The sequence below is a fragment of the Insulibacter thermoxylanivorax genome, from assembly GCF_015472005.1.
Lineage (GTDB): Bacteria > Bacillota > Bacilli > Paenibacillales > DA-C8 > Insulibacter > Insulibacter thermoxylanivorax.
Genome location: NZ_BMAQ01000036.1, coordinates 1 through 18,186 on the forward strand (window position 1 = coordinate 1; position 18,186 = coordinate 18,186).

General features: G+C 53.3%; 12 protein-coding genes. 8 read left to right on the forward strand and 4 right to left on the reverse strand.

Translation table 11 applies throughout. The features are described from left to right. Positions 1-356: 356 nt before the first annotated feature. The 4 genes from PRECH8_RS12225 to PRECH8_RS12240 form a co-directional block, all read right to left on the reverse strand. Positions 357-1,067, reverse strand: coding sequence for a hypothetical protein (locus tag PRECH8_RS12225; protein WP_207161800.1), 711 nt, complete (start codon positions 1,065-1,067; stop codon positions 357-359). Positions 1,068-1,138: 71 nt separating this feature from the next. Further along, positions 1,139-2,326 carry a hypothetical protein gene (locus PRECH8_RS12230; RefSeq protein ID WP_200967395.1) on the reverse strand — a complete coding sequence of 396 codons (1,188 nt, stop codon included), beginning with the start codon at positions 2,324-2,326 and terminating at the stop codon, positions 1,139-1,141. Between the two features lie 49 nt (positions 2,327-2,375). Continuing rightward, on the reverse strand, positions 2,376-2,879 hold the full coding sequence (locus PRECH8_RS12235; RefSeq protein ID WP_200967396.1) for a zf-HC2 domain-containing protein: 504 nt from the start codon (positions 2,877-2,879) through the stop codon (positions 2,376-2,378). Beyond that, positions 2,876-3,448, reverse strand: a complete 573-nt coding sequence (locus tag PRECH8_RS12240; protein ID WP_242457569.1) for an RNA polymerase sigma factor — start codon at positions 3,446-3,448, stop codon at positions 2,876-2,878. Before PRECH8_RS12240 ends, PRECH8_RS12235 begins: the two co-directional genes overlap by 4 nt. A gap of 180 nt (positions 3,449-3,628) precedes the next feature. Here PRECH8_RS12240 and PRECH8_RS12245 point away from each other — a divergent pair, with 180 nt between their 5' ends. From PRECH8_RS12245 to PRECH8_RS12280, 8 genes are all read left to right on the forward strand, one after another. Then, positions 3,629-3,994: a DMT family transporter gene (locus PRECH8_RS12245; protein ID WP_200967397.1), complete on the forward strand. Its 366-nt coding sequence runs from the start codon at positions 3,629-3,631 to the stop codon at positions 3,992-3,994. A 95-nt stretch (positions 3,995-4,089) separates the two neighbouring features. Continuing rightward, positions 4,090-5,637 carry a murein biosynthesis integral membrane protein MurJ gene (gene murJ / locus PRECH8_RS12250; RefSeq protein ID WP_200967398.1) on the forward strand — a complete coding sequence of 516 codons (1,548 nt, stop codon included), beginning with the start codon at positions 4,090-4,092 and terminating at the stop codon, positions 5,635-5,637. A 154-nt stretch (positions 5,638-5,791) separates the two neighbouring features. Then, positions 5,792-8,440: a glycosyltransferase family 4 protein gene (locus PRECH8_RS12255; RefSeq protein ID WP_200967399.1), complete on the forward strand. Its 2,649-nt coding sequence runs from the start codon at positions 5,792-5,794 to the stop codon at positions 8,438-8,440. A gap of 9 nt (positions 8,441-8,449) precedes the next feature. After that, a complete protein-coding gene (locus PRECH8_RS12260; RefSeq protein ID WP_200967400.1) occupies positions 8,450-9,193 on the forward strand; it encodes a WecB/TagA/CpsF family glycosyltransferase in 744 nt (247 codons plus the stop codon). A 421-nt stretch (positions 9,194-9,614) separates the two neighbouring features. Next, the gene (locus PRECH8_RS12265) at positions 9,615-10,715 is read left to right on the forward strand and encodes a glycosyltransferase family 4 protein (RefSeq protein WP_200967401.1); all 1,101 of its coding nucleotides are present in this window, start codon (positions 9,615-9,617) and stop codon (positions 10,713-10,715) included. 174 nt (positions 10,716-10,889) lie between these two features. After that, positions 10,890-12,326: an MBOAT family O-acyltransferase gene (locus PRECH8_RS12270; protein WP_200967402.1), complete on the forward strand. Its 1,437-nt coding sequence runs from the start codon at positions 10,890-10,892 to the stop codon at positions 12,324-12,326. A 23-nt stretch (positions 12,327-12,349) separates the two neighbouring features. Further along, entirely contained in the window at positions 12,350-13,486 is a 1,137-nt protein-coding gene (locus tag PRECH8_RS12275; protein ID WP_200967403.1) for a hypothetical protein, read from the forward strand. 320 nt (positions 13,487-13,806) lie between these two features. Next, a complete protein-coding gene (locus PRECH8_RS12280) occupies positions 13,807-17,649 on the forward strand; it encodes an S-layer homology domain-containing protein (protein ID WP_200967404.1) in 3,843 nt (1,280 codons plus the stop codon). Positions 17,650-18,186: the final 537 nt, after the last annotated feature.

Below are 18,186 nucleotides of genomic sequence, written 5' to 3' on the forward strand. Positions count from 1 at the left end.
GTTCCGTTAGGATCTCGGCGAAGTGAGGCCTCATGTGAAATACCCAGCGAGATCCCACGCAAGATCCCACACAAGATCTCCATGGTGAGTATGCATCCACCAGCAAGATCTCCATGACGAATATATAAACCAAAAAGGTGCTGCCACGCTGCATGGTGACAGCACCTGATCTACGGCTTGGTTGCACAGTCGTGTTACATTTTGCGTTACAGTCGATTTACATCCGAGATACATCCGTGATACATCCGTGATACATCCGAGATACTTCCGTGATACAGCTGCGATACAGACACGATACAGCCGTGTCAAAGTTGCGTTACATCCGCACCTTCAAATGCGGATGGATTACCCGCAGCTTAGCGGTGTATCACCTCGATGCCTTCGGGAATGAAAAGGCTCAGCTGTGAATGGACGCGGCTGGGGAACCATCCTGCGTCCCGCCGGTCGATCGTGCCGATCATCACATACATCGTGGAGCCGACGGTGTTCGTCTCGAGCAGATCGACGTTCTCGAGAGCGAGCGGTTCCGCGGACCAGTATTGCAGCTGCCCAAGCAATTGCAGCTCTCGGGTGTCCGACTCGTAATGCTCCACATTGCTTAAGGAATGGACGATGATCTTCTCCACATGTTCCGGCACTCGTACAGGCTCGTGGCTCACATAGACGGAGCGCTGCATCATCTGCATGCCCCGCTGCATCTCATCATACAAACCAGTCGAGATGAACAGGGCCAGCACGATGCTGAGGGTGCTGATGATGCCGACGGTGAAGATACTGAACCAATCGTAGCGCACGCCGGTCTTCTCCGCATCGGCATATTTCAGGTAGAGCAGCACCTCGATGCCCAGCAGGATGAAGATCACCGGCCCGATCCAACTCAGGGCCTCATAGGCTTCGATCTGCGTCCAGAGGGAGGCGGCCAGGATGATACCCATCAGCAGGAGGGTCACACCTGTCGTAATCGATCCGACCCGCCACACCCTGCGATTTCCCCGCCTCTCATTCACTTGCACCTCGTTTATTGGCGTTTCATTCATAGGCGACTCATTCGCTCGCATCTCATTCATAGGTAACTCATTCACTCGCGTTTCTTTTATTCGCATCTCATTCATTGACGTATCATTCGCTCGCATCTCATTCATTCCGATCGTTCCTCCGTTCGTTCCCCTTTTTGGGTCGGCGATTCAGGCCATGTTGAATTCGGCATGTCAGACGCATCCTGAGCTTGCAGCACCATCTCAGGCGTACCTTGTTCGGGATCGGCCTTGCTGCCGAAGATGAGCCTCAAGCCGACGGCGATCATGATGAAGGATACGATGGCAACGGGAAGCATATACTTGATCTCCAGATAGACGCTGTACAGCTCCTTCGAATTTTCCGCCAACACCTTCGCTGCCAATTGATCGACGAGGTACAGCACGCCGAAGGTCAGCAGTGCGATGCCGATCCAGCGCTGATACCGGATGAATTGCGTGAGCACCGGCTCATCGCGGAGCACGCCGCGTTCATAGCGGCCGGCCTGATGCAGCGCATCGAAGAAGGCGAAGCACCAGAGCAGCGGGAGCAAGAAGAAGAACAGGGACAGCCGGAAATGATCCATGATATAGATGATCAGCAGAAAACCGGCCATCAGCTGCAGACCGCGCATCTGCAGGCCCAGGTAGAGATGCCCCAATCCCGGGAAGATCGAGAGCGCAAGGGCGAGCACCTTGTTCTTGCGGCCCGATCCGATCTGGGACTCCAGATCCTGAAAGAGCGAGCGGTCATCGATGGACTCACCGCGCTGCTTGGCGGACATGCAATGGGCAGCATCGAAGATACTGTAGATCCAAATCACCGGCAGCCCGAGCAGGAAGACCAGCAGGGCGCCGCTGTTTACCACTACGCTGAGGAAGATGATGACGGCTGCCAGGCCGACAAATGAGATCAAGAAGGTGATGCCCCGCTGCATGAGACCGATGCTCATATGGCCAAGCCCGGGGATCAGCGACAGCACGATGACGCGGGATCGCTCGCGCTGCTGCTCATAGGATGTGAGCGCCTCGGGCGAATGAAGATGACCGGGCGAGGGGGCAAAGGCTTTGCCGCTGACCAGAGAGATGATCATATCGAGCATATTGACAGCCCAGCTCAGGAATGAACAAGTGAGCAAGATCAATCCGATCTCGCTGTCAAGATCGCCCGCTGCCCAGATGAACAGCAGCAGCCCCAGAGGTCCGAAGAAAGCTCCTCCGTACAGCAGTCCGCGGATGGACCTGCCGAGATAGGCATGGCCTGCTCCGGGGATGAAGCTGAGGAAGAACGCGGTTAGTGGATTTTTGTTCATAGGGATTTCCTGCCTCTCCTTATTATTGTTGATCGAATCGATAAGCCTTTTATTGTTGATCGAATCGATAAGCCTTCAACCGATCCAGCCAATCGCCGGTTCGGTTCATCAGTTGTTCCGACCAGGATTCCTGCGAAGCAGGATTCAAGATCGTCGACGGATGCTGGGATGAACGCTGTTCGACAGCTGCACTCATCTCCAGCTCAGCAAGTTTCAACGCAACGTTCGAGAAAGCCCCGCTGATGAACAGGATGAGAGTGATCGAAGCGGCGACCGCATACTGCACAGATGTGCGCTGCAGCCAGCGAACACGGCGCCGAACGGGCTTCTTCCTGTCCGCATGAAGCTGGGAGATGACGCGCTCTTCGAGCCGATGCAGATCCTTTGCGGAAAGCTGCACCTGCGGACCAAGGAGCGGCTCCGCCTCCATCAGCTGCTGCAAACAGCGATCGCATGTAAGCAGATGCTCGTCGATGCATTTGCGCTCATCTTCGGACAGCTGTCCGAGGACATAGCGCTCCATCATCGTGCGCGTGATATGGGCATCCTTCATTCGAAATCCTCCCTCCTCCAGCGTCGTTTGATCCAGTTGCGGGCCCGGTACAGCCGTGATTCCACGCTCTTCTTCTCCAGTCCCGCAGCTTCAGCGATCTCTTCGTAAGATTTGTCTTCTATATAATAAGCAGCGATCACTTCGCGATAATTGGGCGGCAGTTGGTCGATCAGCGCATGGACCTGCTGCCGCTGCACCCTCTGGAGTGCTTCCTTCTCTGCATCCGGCGCCGCATCCTGCCCCTCGAGCAGTTCGCTGTCCTGAAACAGCTCCGGCCTGCGCATCTTCTTCCGCTTATAATCGATGGCGCGATGGACGGCGATGCGGGTGATCCATGTCTTCCATCCTTCCATCCTGTATTCCGGGAGGGAACGATAGATTTGGAGCAGCACCTCCTGGGTCACATCCTCCGCATCATGGGGCGACTGCAGCACGGCGAAGACGGTTCTGTATATGTATGGACCATAAGCCTGGACGAAAGGCCGAAAATGCTCGGGCCCGCCTTCCAGCACCGCTTGGATCCAATCTTTTTGCCCAATGTCCTGAATCTCGTTCCCCTCCTTTTCCACACCAATAGACGATGCGCATGGCAGTTAGCCCTGCACTTTTTGCTAAAATTTTTTTGGAGCCGAGTGCCATCCTCAGGAAATCGCTTGACGGATGATGCTGCCCATACATAGGATAGTAGATATTAAATGTGTAAGTAATCAGTAATATGGATAATGAGCAAACTCAGGGGGGATGGTACGATGTTCGGCAAACCGCTCGTGCTGATCTTCACCTCGGTGCTGCTGGGAGCAGCGGGACAAGTGCTGATGAAATTCGGCACGCTGCAGGTGCAGACGGTTCAAGGTGAACCTTTTCATCAATTGCTGTTCAAATATTTTACCAACCTGCCGATCCTCTGCGGCATGGGGATGTATGCGCTCTCGGCGATCACCTGGATCTTCGCGCTGTCGAAGGTGCAGTTGTCCTATGCCTATCCGATGGCCGCTGCCGGCTATGTGATCGTGGCGGCGGCATCGTATTTCCTGTTTGGAGATTCGCTCTCGCTCATGCGCATCGCGGGGCTCGCCGCCATCGTGATCGGCGTGATCCTCGTCGCACAGTCGTAGATTTCCAGGTGCGAAGCCGATGGATATCGTTGTGATTCCATGGTATTTGGTCTAGAATGAAATAGATTTTATACGGAATTCAGGTGGAGTCGAGCATGACAAGTCACAAAATATTAAAATCCGCCGCACTGCTGGCCGCGGTTACGCTGGCGGGGCGGATCGTCGGCCTGCTTCGCAACATCCTGCTAACCCATGAATTCGGCGTGGGGGCAGAGACGGATGCTTTCCTCTGGGCGATCACGATCCCGACGGCGATGTTGTCGATCATGACGGGCGTGATCAGCTCCGTGTTGATCCCCACATTGAAGGGATACGGCGGGCAGGACGGGACAAGCCGGCTGCGCCGGCAGGAGATCGTGCAGCGGACGCTGACCATCGTCTCTCTTGCGTGCATCATCATCGTCGCCCTCAGCCTCATCTTCGCCAAGCCGCTCGTTCGCGTGCTGGCACCGGGGTTTACCGGGGCGAAGTATGCGCTCGCTGTGGATCTCTTCGCGATCATGATGGTGTCGGTGTTTTTTATTGGGGTTGTATCGGTTTTCTCCAGTGTGTTAAATGCGCATCATGAGTTCTTCGCCCCCTCACTTGGGACGCTGCTCAGCGGCGCGGCGGTCATCGCAGCGATCTATCTCGTCGGTCATACCTGCGGCATGCGCGGCATCGCCTGGGGTGTGACGATCGGCTTCATCTTATATGCCTTCTATCTGCTGCCGCCGGTCCGGCGCAAGCAGTACAAGCTTCGGCCGGATTTCCGCTGGCGGGACGACCGCGACCTGCGCAGCATGGGCGAGCGATTCGCGCCGCTCTTGATCGGCTCCGTCGTCTCGCAGTCCTATCTCATCCTGGAGAAGGTGCTGGCATCGGGCTTGGGCGATCAGAAGATCACCACCTTGGGGCTGGCGAACGGGATCGTACAGGTGCCGATCGGCCTGTTTGCCGGGGCGCTTGCGGTGCCGCTTTTCCCCTTGTTGTCGGAATACGTGAAGCAACAGCGGATGGAGGATATGAAGGGCGTTCTCGCCAAGGGTTTCTTATATCAATATCATATCCTGGCACCGGCTACGGTCGGGCTCATCCTGCTGGCGGAGGAATTCGTCCGCATCTTCTATGCCCATGGGGGGAATTTCACCGATGAAGCGGTGCAGCTGACGAGCTGGGCGACCTTATGGTTTGCGCTGTGCATGGTCGGATGGGCGGGAAGAGACCTGCTCACCCGGGCATTCTATGCCCTTGAGGACACGCGCACGCCGGTGATCACCGGAGCGCTGTCACTGGGACTGTATGTGGTGCTGGGCCTCCTCTTCATCCCTTGGCTGGATCATGGGGGATTGGCGCTGGCTTTTTCGGTTGTGACCTATGTGAATATGTTCCTCTTAACCTGGGTGCTGAGGCGCCGGGTGGGGAAGTTGTTTCGGCGGGAGTTTTATCTGTCGCTCTTGAAGGGGGCGGCCGCGGCTCTGGTAATGGGCGGCGTGTTGATTGTACTGCGTGAGGTGACGGGCGGCTGGCCGCTGATCGTGATGCTCCTTACGGTGATCGCCGTCTGCGCTGCGGTGTACGGCGGGATGCTGCTGCTCCTGCGCGAACCGATCTTTCGTGAATTGGTGGATCAACTCATCGGACGGTTAAGACGCAGAGGGTGAACAGATGATATAGGTAGTAATATAGGCAGCTGATTGGCAAGGGCAAGCTGTTTGGCAAGATACTTTGCAGCCATGTTCGTGAATTTTGCGGATCAATTGCAAGAAGCATGATCCAGATCAGCAAGACAGTTGGCAGGAAAGGAGCGAGGAGCGGGTGAAGTCTAGCTTGCGTGTGATCCATGTGATCGGCGGCGGAGAGTTCGGCGGTGCGGAGCAGCATATCATCGAGCTGATGTCCCTCATGCCGAAGGAAGGCGTGCGGGGCAAGGTTGTCTGCTTCTATGAAGCGGGTTTGTCGCAGACGCTTAGGGAACGCGGCTTAGAAGTGGAAGTGCTGAAGTATGGGCGCTTCGATGTGCGGCTGACGGCGGGTCTCAGGCGGGTGTTCGAGCGTGAGCAGCCGGATATCATCCATACGCACGGGGTGAAGGCGAATTTCTTCGCGCGTCTCGCTGCGCGGAAGATGGATCATATCCCGCTGATCACGACGGTGCACAGCATCCTTCGCTACGATTATGAGAACCGTGCCGCCTACGGCTTCGCACGGCTGATGGAGACGAGTACGCGCCGCTATAACAGCCATTTCATCGCGGTATCCAATGCGCTGCGCCGTTCGCTGATCGACGAGGGCATCCCGCCGGAGCTGGTGACGGCGGTGCATCACGGCATCGATGTCGCGGAATTTACGCCGGTTGCCACGGATGAACACGCCGCCCGCCGTGCTGAGCTGCGCGCGGCTTGGGGCGTGCCGAAGGATGCCTATGTGATCGGCAGCGTCGGCCGGCTGGTGCGGATCAAGGGCGTCGACTATGCGATCCGTGCGATGCCGGATATCCTAAGAGCGAATGCCAAGGCTCACCTCGTCATCATCGGCAGCGGTCCGGAGGAGGCGGCGCTTAAGCAGCTGGCGGCGCAGCTCGGCGTGACGCGGCACGTCACCTTCGCCGGCTTCCGCCGCGATATCGCCGACTGCATGCGGGCCTTCGATTGCTTCGTCAGCGCTTCGCTCTCGGAAGGGCTGGGACTGAATGTCCTCGAGGCGATGGCCAGCGGGCTGCCGGCGATCGTCACCGGTGTCGGCGGGATCCTAGACTTCACGGAGCATGAAGTGAATGGGCTGATCATCGAGCCGTGCTCGAGCGAGCAGTTGGCAGAAGCGGTGATTCGCTTGATGGAGGAGCCGGAGACGGCTGCCCGGCTGGCGGGAACGGCGCGGCGGCGCGTCGTCAGTGAATTCTCTCTCGAGCGCATGGGGCAGCGGACGGCGGCGATCTATCGCAGGCTGCTGCGCATCGCCGGCGAGATCCGCGATGCCGCCGGCAAGCCCGATGCGAAGAAATTGGTCATCTCGGGATATTACGGCTACGGCAACAGCGGGGATGAGGCGGTATTAAGCTCGATCCTGCAGGCGCTGCGGAACGAAGCGGAGAAGCAGCAAGTGAACATCGTGCCGACGGTGCTTTCCGTGAATCCGCGGGCGACGGAGCAGATGCACGGCGTACGGGCGATCTCGCGCATGAATCTGCTCGGCATCGTGCGGGAGCTCAGGAGGAGCGACGGACTGGTGAGCGGCGGCGGCAGCTTGCTGCAGGATATCACGGGGCGCATGACGATCCCGTACTATCTCAGCATCATCAAGTTTGCACAATGGTTCGGCAAGCCGACGTTCATCTACGCGCAGGGCGTCGGACCGATTCAGACGAAGTCCTTCTATCCGTTCATTCGATATATCTACAGCCGGAGCCAGTATATCTCTGTTCGTGACCAGGAGTCGCGGGAACTGCTGTGGGAGATCGGCATCGATCCGCAGCGCATCGACGTTGTGAGCGATCCGGTGATGGGCCTGGAAGCGGAGGTGCGGCAAGGCGAGGATGCGGCCGGCGGCTTGCAGCATCTGGCGGAGAGCGGGCACTGGGCCGAGTCGGATCGCGGGGCGCCGGCGGATGATGCGGCAGAGATCGCAGAGGTAAACGATGAGGTAACCGAAGAAGTAACCGAAGAAGTAACCGAAGAGGTAACTGTAAAAGTAACCACAGAAGTAACCACAGAAGTAACCACAGAAGTAACCGCAGAGGCAATCGCAGAGGCAATCGCAGAGACAGCAGAGCATTATACCAATGGCAAAGCAGAGGTTATCATTCCAAATGCCAACGAGAGCCCGTGGCTCGGCGTAAGGATCGGTTCATCCGTGGACGCGGCGGGCAAGCCGGATAAGTCTGATAGGCCGGATAAACCGGATAAAGAGGACAGACCAAACAAACCCCTGCTCATCGGAGTATCCGTGCGCTTCTGGCACCCTTATCGGGAGGAGCTGAACCGGCTTGCGATCGCGCTGGGTCAGATTCTGGACAGCGACCCGCATGTACGGATTCGCTTCTTGCCGTTCTATCTGCCGAATGATGTGAAAGCTTCATACCATGTGATGAATCAGATGAGCGCGGAACATCTCCGGCGCGTGGATATCTATACGGAAGCCGTCTATCCGCAGGACATGCTGGAACAGGTGGCAGCCTGCGACCTGCTCATCGGCATGCGTCTGCACTCACTGATCTATGCGGCTTCCCATGAGGTGCCGCTGGTCGGCATCTCCTACGATCCGAAGATCGATCACTTCCTGCATCAGCTCGGGATGAGCGCGGCGGGATCTACGGATGAGCTGCACCCGCATCTTGTGGCGCGGGAGGCGCTGAAACTGCTGCAGAACAGGGAGCAATGGAAGCTGGGCAAAAGGGCGTACATCGAGGAGATCAAAAACAAAGCGCTGCGGCCGGCGCAACAAATCACGGCATACTTACGTAAATAAAGGAGGAGGATGAAAATCGTGGATGTTCCTTTCATCAAGCTGTTCGATATCCCCATCTCAGCGATGGGATTCATCGAGACAGCGAATTACATGGAGCACATGATCGAGCGCAAACGGCCGCAGCAAGTGGTTACGATCAATCCGATCATGATCATGGAAGGGCTGAAGAATCCGGATTTTCGCCGTGTCCTTGAAGAAGCGGATCTGAACGTTCCCGACGGCGCCGGCGTCGTCTGGGCTTCGAAGGTGGTGAAGCGGCCGGTGACGGAACGGGTGGCGGGCATCGATCTCATGCTGGAGATGCTGGCCCGCGCGGAGCGGAATCGCTACCGTGTCTTCCTGCTTGGAGCAGACCGTGATACAATTGTATTAGCGGTTGCCAAGATCCGGGAGCGGTATCCAAACATCGAGATCGTCGGCTATCGCAATGGCTACTTCCAAGAGGAGCAGGATGAGGAAGTGATCGCCCAGATCCGCGAAGCGAATCCGGATCTCTTGTTCGTAGGGCGTTCGCTGTATACTCAAGAGCCATGGATCGCAAAGTATAAGGACAAGCTTCAAGTGCCGGTGATGATGGGCGTCGGCGGCAGTTTCGATGTGATCGCCGGGAAGCTGAAGAGGGCGCCGGCGGTCATGCAGAAGATGCATCTGGAATGGTTGTATCGTTTGATCCAGGAGCCGAAGCGGATCGGCCGGATGACCGCTCTGCCGAAGTTCATGTGGACGGTGCTCCGCCATCGCAAGAGCATCTGATGGGACGAGCGGTATATATATGAGTAAATAACCATTGTAAACAGCAGAATATATAACAGTACAGTGCGAAAAGCAGTTTATCCGTTGAAGTGTGTAACGGCTGAAGTGTGTAACGGCGTATCGATCAGGATGTATCACGAAGTATCTAGCGCAGCGGAATGAATGAAGCATGAGATGAAGTTTGCAGCGGCTGTTCATGAAGGAAGTTCGATGCTGTCGGGCTGTGTAATTGATGGTCATAGATGGATGTGGATGGACATTGATGTCGTTGGCTGTTGTTGAAGGTCACGCATGAAGGGAACTCGCTGTTGTGAAGGTATGGCCAAACGCACCTAAAAATGATGCTGGTCAATCTCTGGTCGAACCCTTATAATAATTGCGGTGCTGTTCGGCACAGAGATCGAGAGGGAGAGATAACCCTATGTGGACTTTATATGCTGTAGGTTTCATATGCGCTTTGGTTATCGCACTAATCGTAACACCTCTGATTAAGCGACTCGCGTTCCTCATCGGAGCGATCGATAAACCCAACGAACGCAAGGTACATACGAGGATCATGCCGCGGCTTGGAGGGCTGGCGATCTACCTGGCGTTCGCTGCCGGGATCTTCATCGTCTATCCAGCGATCAGCGGCATCGATACCAAGCTCGTATGGGGCTTGATGCTCGGAGGTACGATCATCGTCATCACCGGCGCGCTGGATGACCGGTTTGATCTATCGCCGAGATGGAAACTGCTCGGCCAGATCGCCGCAGCCGTCGCGGTCATATCCTTTGGACTGGACATCGAGATGGTGCATCTGCCCTTCGTAGAGACGGAAGTGAGCCTCGGATGGCTCAGCTATCCGATCACCCTGCTGTGGATCGTCGGGATCTCCAATGCGATCAACTTGATCGACGGCCTCGACGGCCTCGCCAGCGGGGTATCGGGGATCGCAACGGCTTCGATCCTCGTGTTGTCCTTGATGATGGGGAATATCACCGTCGCCTTGCTTTGTTCGGTATTGCTCGGTGCGATCATCGGTTTTATGTTCTTTAATTTCTATCCCGCGAAGATCTTCATGGGGGATTCCGGGGCGCTGTTCCTCGGCTTCAGCCTGGCAACCTTGTCCATCTTGGAGTTCAAGCAGGCGGCCCTCGTCACGTTCATCGTGCCGATCTTCATCCTCGGCGTACCGCTGTCGGATACGTTCTTCGCGATCATTCGCCGCTGGGTGAACAAGAAGCCGATCTCCGTGGCAGACAAGAACCATCTGCATCATTGTCTGCTCAGACTCGGCTTCAGCCATCGCACAACGGTGCTCATCATCTACGCGCTGGCGGCCTTCTTCGGCGTGACAGCGATTGTGCTGTCCCATGCCGGCATCTGGGTGACGATCATCGTCACCGCTTTGGTGCTGTTCATGATCACAGTCGGTGCCGAAGCGATCGGCATCATCAACCGCCGCCGCAAACCGATCTTAAGCATGCTGCGCAAGATCGGCTTGAAATTTCGCATCTTGGATCCGCGGGAGGATCATTGAGGCAGATTGAATATGTAGAGACAACAAGGCTCCTTACAGGGGCCTTTCTTAGTTTACATGGATTCGGCGCTGCAAGTTGACGATGGGCATACGGCTTGGATAGTATTAGATATATGTCGAATTATAGAATTTCATTAGTTAAGGCTGGTATGAGTCGAATGGACGTGGATATCGATGCTGTTTAATAGCTATGTCTATATTCTTGCCTTTTTGCCGATCAGTCTGATCATCTACTGGCTGCTGGTCCGCCTCCGTTATGTGACTGCGGCTAAGCTGTGGTTGGTGGCGGCTTCTTTTTATTTTTACGGATGGTGGGATGTGCGGTATGTGCCGCTGCTCGCGGCATCGGTGCTGTTCAACTACGGTGCGGGCAGGTGGCTGGCAAGCAGCGGACAAGCTGCGAGCGGGCAAGCTGCGCAGCCTGACAGCAGCAAGCGTCGCCGAACTTCACAGGGGACAAGGCGGCTTGTCCTGGGCCTGGCGATTGCGGCGAATATCGCTTTGCTTGGTGTTTTTAAGTATACGGACTTCTTCATCGAAAATCTGAACGCGCTGCTGCAGACGAATTGGCAGCTGCTGGGCATCATCCTGCCCATCGGCATCAGCTTCTATACGTTCAGCCAGATCACGTACCTGGTGGACAGCTACAAAGGGGAAGTGCGGGAGAACAGCTTGCTCAACTATTCGCTGTTCGTTACCTTCTTCCCGCAGCTGATCGCCGGTCCGATCCTGCACCATCGCGAGATGATGCCGCAATTTGCTGATCCGGCCAACTATCGGGTGAATATGCGCAACATGGCGCTGGGCGTCACAGTGTTCATCACGGGCCTCGTGAAGAAGGTCGTGATCGCCGATACTTTGGCGCCCTTCGCCAATTACGGCTTCGATCAGGCAACGTCGTTAACGCTGCTCGAAGCATGGGCAACATCGCTGTCCTATACGTTCCAGCTTTATTTTGACTTCAGCGGCTATTCGGACATGGCGATCGGTGCGGCTTTGCTGTTTAATATCAAACTTCCGTTCAACTTCAACTCTCCATACAAATCGCTGAATATCCAGGTGTTCTGGCGGCGCTGGCATATGACGCTGGGACGCTTCCTGATGAACTATATCTACATCCCGCTGGGCGGCAATCGCCGCGGCAAGCTGCGGACATATCGCAACCTGATGATCACGTTCCTGATCGGCGGGTTCTGGCATGGTGCGGGCTGGACCTTCATCTTCTGGGGCTTCCTGCACGGCGCTGCGCTGATCGTCCACCGCATCTGGAAGGAATTCAATATCAAACTGCCGAAGCTCGTGTCCTGGCTGCTCACTTTTTTGTTCGTGAACATCAGCTGGGTGTTCTTCCGGGCGACGGAGTGGGAGGATGCGCTGAAGGTGCTGCGGGGAATGGTGAATTTCGAGAGCATCGGGCTCGGCACGGCGGGGCTGAAGGAAATCCTGCTGCTGGCGGCCGCCTTCCTCATCGCCGTCGCGCTGTGCAATACGAATGAACTGCAGGAGCGGTTCCGGCCGAACTTCGTCCTTGCAGGAGCCGTGGCCGCAGGTGCGGTGCTGGCATTGATCCAGATGAATAAGATTACAGAATTTCTGTACTTTAACTTCTGATAGATGAACGGGGAGAATCTCGCATGAATGACAAGGCGGCTGCAAATCGATCCATGATCGCATATCGGCGGTACTTGCTGTTCGTCGCAGGCTTCGCCTTGCTGATCTCGGCCGGCGTATGCGTGCTCAACTACATCGTCGATCCGCTCCAGTATTATCGGCAGGCGAGCTGGTATGCCCCGATCTTCTCCGAAGAACAGCGGTACCAGAACCCGGGGCTGGCGCGCAATTGGGAGTACAATACAATCATCCTCGGCACATCGATGACGGAGAACTTCGTACCCTCCCATGTGGATGCGGTGTTCGGCGGGGGGACGAAGACGATGAAGCTGTCGATCTCCGGTTCTTCGCTCTATGAGGAGCGGCTGGCCGGCGAAGTGGCGCTGCGCACCGGACAGGTGGAACGCATCATCTGGGGGCTGGACTACGCTTCCTTCCGCGGCGGCAAGGAGCTGCTGCATGAGGAGTACGGGCCCTATCCGAAATATCTGTATGACACGAATCCGTGGAATGATATCCAGTATCTGTTCAACATCTCAACGCTGGAGGATTCGCTGCGGGTGCTGAAGCGCAAGTTCACGAATACGGAGCAGCCGCCGATCCCGCTGGACCGCTTGAACCACTGGCAGCAGAAGTATAACTATGCCTTTAACCTGAACTATGTATACAATCACTATTATCAAGCGTTAGATGCGGATCTGAAGCTGGCGGCGGAGGGCGAGCGGGATATTCTCGAGGATGCCCAGGAGAGCTTTGATCATAATGTGCTCCGGATCGTGGAGCAGCATCCGGAGATTGAGTATCATTTCTTCTATCCGCCATACAGCATCCTGCGTTTCCAGCTGTGGTATGATCATCAGCCGGAGCGATTCTATAACCAGATGAAGATTAAGGAATATATCTATGAGAAACTGGCGGCTTATCCGAATGTACATATTCACGACTTTCAGAGCGAGAGCGAGATCACGCATAACCTAACGTATTACAAGGATGTGTCGCACTATTCGGATAAAATCAACGCTTATATGATCGAACAGATGAAGGCGGGGACGTATGAGATGAAATCGCTGGACGATGTCCGCCGCATGAATGAGGCTTTGCTCAGGCAGGTGGAGACGTATGTGCCGGAGATCCCGCCGCGGGAAGATCTGGCGCGGTAGTGTAAGCCTGCTCGATGATGGTGTGTCGATGGGATGATGATGCTGCATTGATAGTGCGATGTTGTTGTGATGTCGTGTGATGTTCGTGTGATGCGAATAGGAAGCGGCAGAGCTGTTGGTATAAGGGGAGACGAAATCCATGGCTGTGAAGCCAAGTTGGGCGGCAGGACTAAAGGGCTATTTCGACAGAAACGGTCCTTTTCTTATAAATTTTTGTTGGTTGGAAGCCGATATTTCTTAGAGAATAAGAATCTTTGCTTTCATTCATGAAACAGTGTTTAAAGATTCCCCATCATGGGTTTGGAGGAGGAGATAGATCCGTGAAACGGAACATGGCGAACACAGATCAGACGAAGAGTTGGGGTTCTGTATGGAAACGGATGGGCATCGTCCTGTTGGCAGCCCTTATGGTATTGAGTTTGGTGCCGCCGGCGGGCGTGCTGGCTGCTGCTTCGATTAGTATTAATAACATTTATACGGCCAAGGATAATGAATTAGATGAGAAAGCAGTCACACAAGTCTCGGTAAATACGATTACACTGACTGCTTATATCACGGGTATCAATCCTGATCAGTATTCGAATCTGTTCTATGAGATAACCAATGTTGATTCAGGTGTTACGCGCACCGTCAAGACAGCAGGTCCTGCTGTTAGTGATGACGGCCATATGGTCACCTTCTCGGAAGTGGAACTAACAGAGGGGCTGAACCGAATCGTCGTGAAGTTGGACGGAACCTCCGTTATCAGTTCCGTGCCTGGTTGGGTATTCTTTGCGCCAACGGTTCGGATCGAGGAGTTTAAAGTTGATGGAGTACATTGGGATGAGGATAAGATCTATCCGGATAATCCCGCTATGTCTACGATTATCGATATCACCGCCAATGTATATAATGCTAGGAATGTCTCTGTTTATAAGTATGGAGACGCACAAGAGGTTCGGTTGTATCCGTATATGAACCAATTCAACTTGTATGCAGATATGAGAGGCGGTTGGGCTAATGCGGATATCGCTTTGAATCCAGGCGATAATATCTTGACATTTAATGCGAGCAACTATACTTACAGTTATCAAATAGAGAAAAATTTGATCTATGATAACGGCGATCCATTCGCTTTCGGGGTCAAGATCAAAGAAACCGGAGACAAGCTGATCAAGAATCCTTCCATTGATACAGATGATCTGACGAATGGCAATAAGATCACGCTTGTTGGTAAACTGAAGGTTGATCTCGAAGGGATATTGCCGAAGTATACGAAGGTTGATGTTGTTATTAATGGAGATACACAACAAACACATACGCTGAATTGGGATTCAACGGATCTTAGTGATCCGGACCCCGAACTGAGCAAGCCGGGCAGATATGAAGTGCGCGGCTTCGAATTGGAGGTAGATGTTACCGGCGGGGGCGTCTACACGGTTGATTTCGTGTTCCACGGTGAGACGAATGTTACCCAATCGAACTTGATGTTCACGTATTATGATCTTGATCAACCGTATGTAAAATATTTAGCCCGCGCAGTTGATGAGTCCGATACTACAGGCACGATCATCAGCGATACAGGTGTAACTAATATCACCAAACAGCCGACTATATTCTATATCTATGCTGATGATAAGACGGATGGTGTCGCCGTATATCTAAATGAGATCAAAGCAGCTAATCGGGTCCATATAACGAACGAAGTGATAGAAGAGATCTCTTCGGAAAACGGCAATTTGCGCAAATTTAAATATGAAATGCAAAATGTCCTGAACGGCGTCCATACGTTAATCGTTGTGCCGATCAAGGAAGGTATTGAATTTAATTTTGGTAAGAAGTCCTACAACATCCATGTCAGCAGCGTGCCATATGTTGTTCCCGATAACTTCTATAACGGGAAAGTGGTTAACTCGCTAACCGCTTTTCAATGTACCACAGAGAATAATCAATATTGTCTCGAAGGGCAGATCGTCAACATACCGAATATCGGGGATTTCAACCCGGGAGATCCGGCCAAGAGATATGTAGAAGTTTTCTTGAACAACGTGAATATCACTAGTTGGTTAACTGTTGATAACGAAGGTTTCTTCAAGCTGGCGATCTCGAATGAAGAATCTGCTGTTAACAAGCTGCAAGAGGGAAGCAATATATTATCTTTTAGACTTTACACGGAACAGAACGGCGCATTACGCCTGCTGACAACGGCTACTTATGAAATCTTCCTGTTTAGCAGCAACGCGCCATCGATCGTCAAGATTGGAGTCAAAGATGATGATGACAATCCTAAGTTCAGATTAGGCACCGGCAGCACAGGCATACACTACTTTACAACTGAGAATTCGGTGCAATTTATCGGTGAAACAGCCAATATTACTGATATCAAATTGAATGTTTACCGTACGAAAGAGAACGGGGAATCCGAGCAATGGTATGATCATTTCGCCCAAGTAGGCAATGCTTTTGAAAGGCAAGCTGATTCCAATCAAAGCTTATTTAATGCCAGCAGAGTAAGCGGCACGGGCTTTGAAACAACGTCGATTCAATTGTCTGCTCGCGGCGATACGATCTTCGAATTCATCGTTACGAACAGCACGGGTATACTCGTCGTTCAAACAGTGACCATCACGAAAGAAACGGTTCCTTATGAGATCATCTACCCGCGCACTTATACGAACGAGAAGGGGTTGCCGCAAGCCAACATCAACAGCAACTATGTGGAGATTGAGATTAGAGCGGAATACGCCGATGCTGTTATATACGATGGGCAGCCGGCCAAGAGACGTTCTAACAATAGAAATGACAAAGGATATCATAACTTCTATTTTGAAGTTCAAGACTTGCGGTCGGGCAGAGCCCAACAGATCAAATTCACTGTAGTGAGAGGCGAGGAGAGCATTCCCGGTACGATCGTCATCAATTACGTGAGTCAACCGATCGTTGGGGCGAAGTTTAAGTCCGAACTGAAGAACCGAATCAAGGTCTTCGAGGACATGATCGATCTGAGATTCCAACGAAACACAAGTTTCCAAAGACAAGAACCGTTGTATGACAATGAAACCAAAACATCGAATCAATATTTGTCCGATGATCGCCAAATCGTATTCGGCATAGCGGATACGAATACCGGTATCATTGATCAAGACAAAGAAAGTGATGACTATCTAGGCGGACTGGTGAGACTCCGCAACCGCGACAGCAACTTCCAACCGGTGAGTCCGCTGTTCTGGATCGATGTGGGTACCATTGAACCGGTTACTGATCTTAAGGAAGCCTTGACTGGCAGCGGACGTTTGCCATACGAAGGGAAGTATTTCTATCTGCGGAATGCTCAAGAAGTTGTCGTGCCGACAAAACGTGCAGAGCTCACATTCAAGTATGATCCGGCCATCGTCAGGGAAGCTTGGCGGTATGTGACCGTGTTCCAATACGATATATATGAAGACAGTGATGGAATTACGGTAGCCGGTTGGAGAAATATCGGAGGAGTGGTCAATCCGAAGAATAACACGATCACGGTGAATGTTGATCGCTTCGGATTCTTCCAGGTCATGTATATGACGCAGAGTTTCGAAGACGTCGTGTCCCACGACTGGGCGAAGAACGACATCGAGACCCTGTATTCCAAAGGCATCATGGGAGCCCGCAACAACTCCAGACTATTCAGACCAAGTGAAGCGATCACCCGCGGCGAATTCGTCACGATGCTGGTGAAGATCTTCGACCTTCCGCTCAATTACAAAGGTACGCTGACCTTCGTGGATGCGACGAACAACCGCGACAGTGACGGGCTGTGGGATTATCGCTACATCGAGACGGCGGCAAGAGCGGGGATTATCCGCGGAACCGGCAGATTGGGCGAGTTTGGTACGAGACAGACGCTGACCCGTGAACAAGCTGCAGTCATGATCGCGCGTGCAGCGAATCTGAAGCTCGATTCCAATCAAAATAAGGTGCTTGCCAATCTGCAGAAGCTGTTCACTGATGCCAATGCGATCGATTACTACTCGCAGGCCAGTGTGCTGGCTGTAACGAATAAAGGAATCATAACAGGTAAGCAGCACGCAACTAGAGAAGGTGAGAAGCCGACCTACTACTTCGATCCGAAGGCGACTTTCACACGCGCAGAAGCTGCAGCTGTGGCCATGCGGATCCTCGATATGCTGGGTAAAGTTCCGAGATAATACGAGACGCGATTATAACATCATGATTTCTCATTGTATTTAATAAGTTCAGATATGATAGCAGCAAGCATATTGCACGGCAAGAAGCGTACATTTAAGTAACAGCATAATAGGTGAGGCTGCCGGCAGGGACTGTCGGCGGCCTTCCTAATGTACATGTAGCCAACAGAGGAAATCATTCGTTCTAGACGCAATGTATATCTGAGGCTATAATATATTACGTAACAAGGCGCTATACATAATGTACGCAGTGTGTATACAGCCCTGATACAGAGAAACAGACAGTTGCCGAAGGGTTCGACCCTGCGAAGAAATTAAAAAAATTATTCAAATGGAACGCAACTTTTTGCGAACTCGCGCGTTTAAGTTAATAGCTGACGAAAATGAGCCAAAGGTAGTATATTGTCTATCGCATCGATCGACATGGTACAATTTCTCAAAACCTCTTTACGATTGGGAGAACCCATTGTATAATGGGTAAAGTGGTATCTCTGACTCTACTATTCTCTTAATTTATGTTTACAAGTTTCTGTAGTT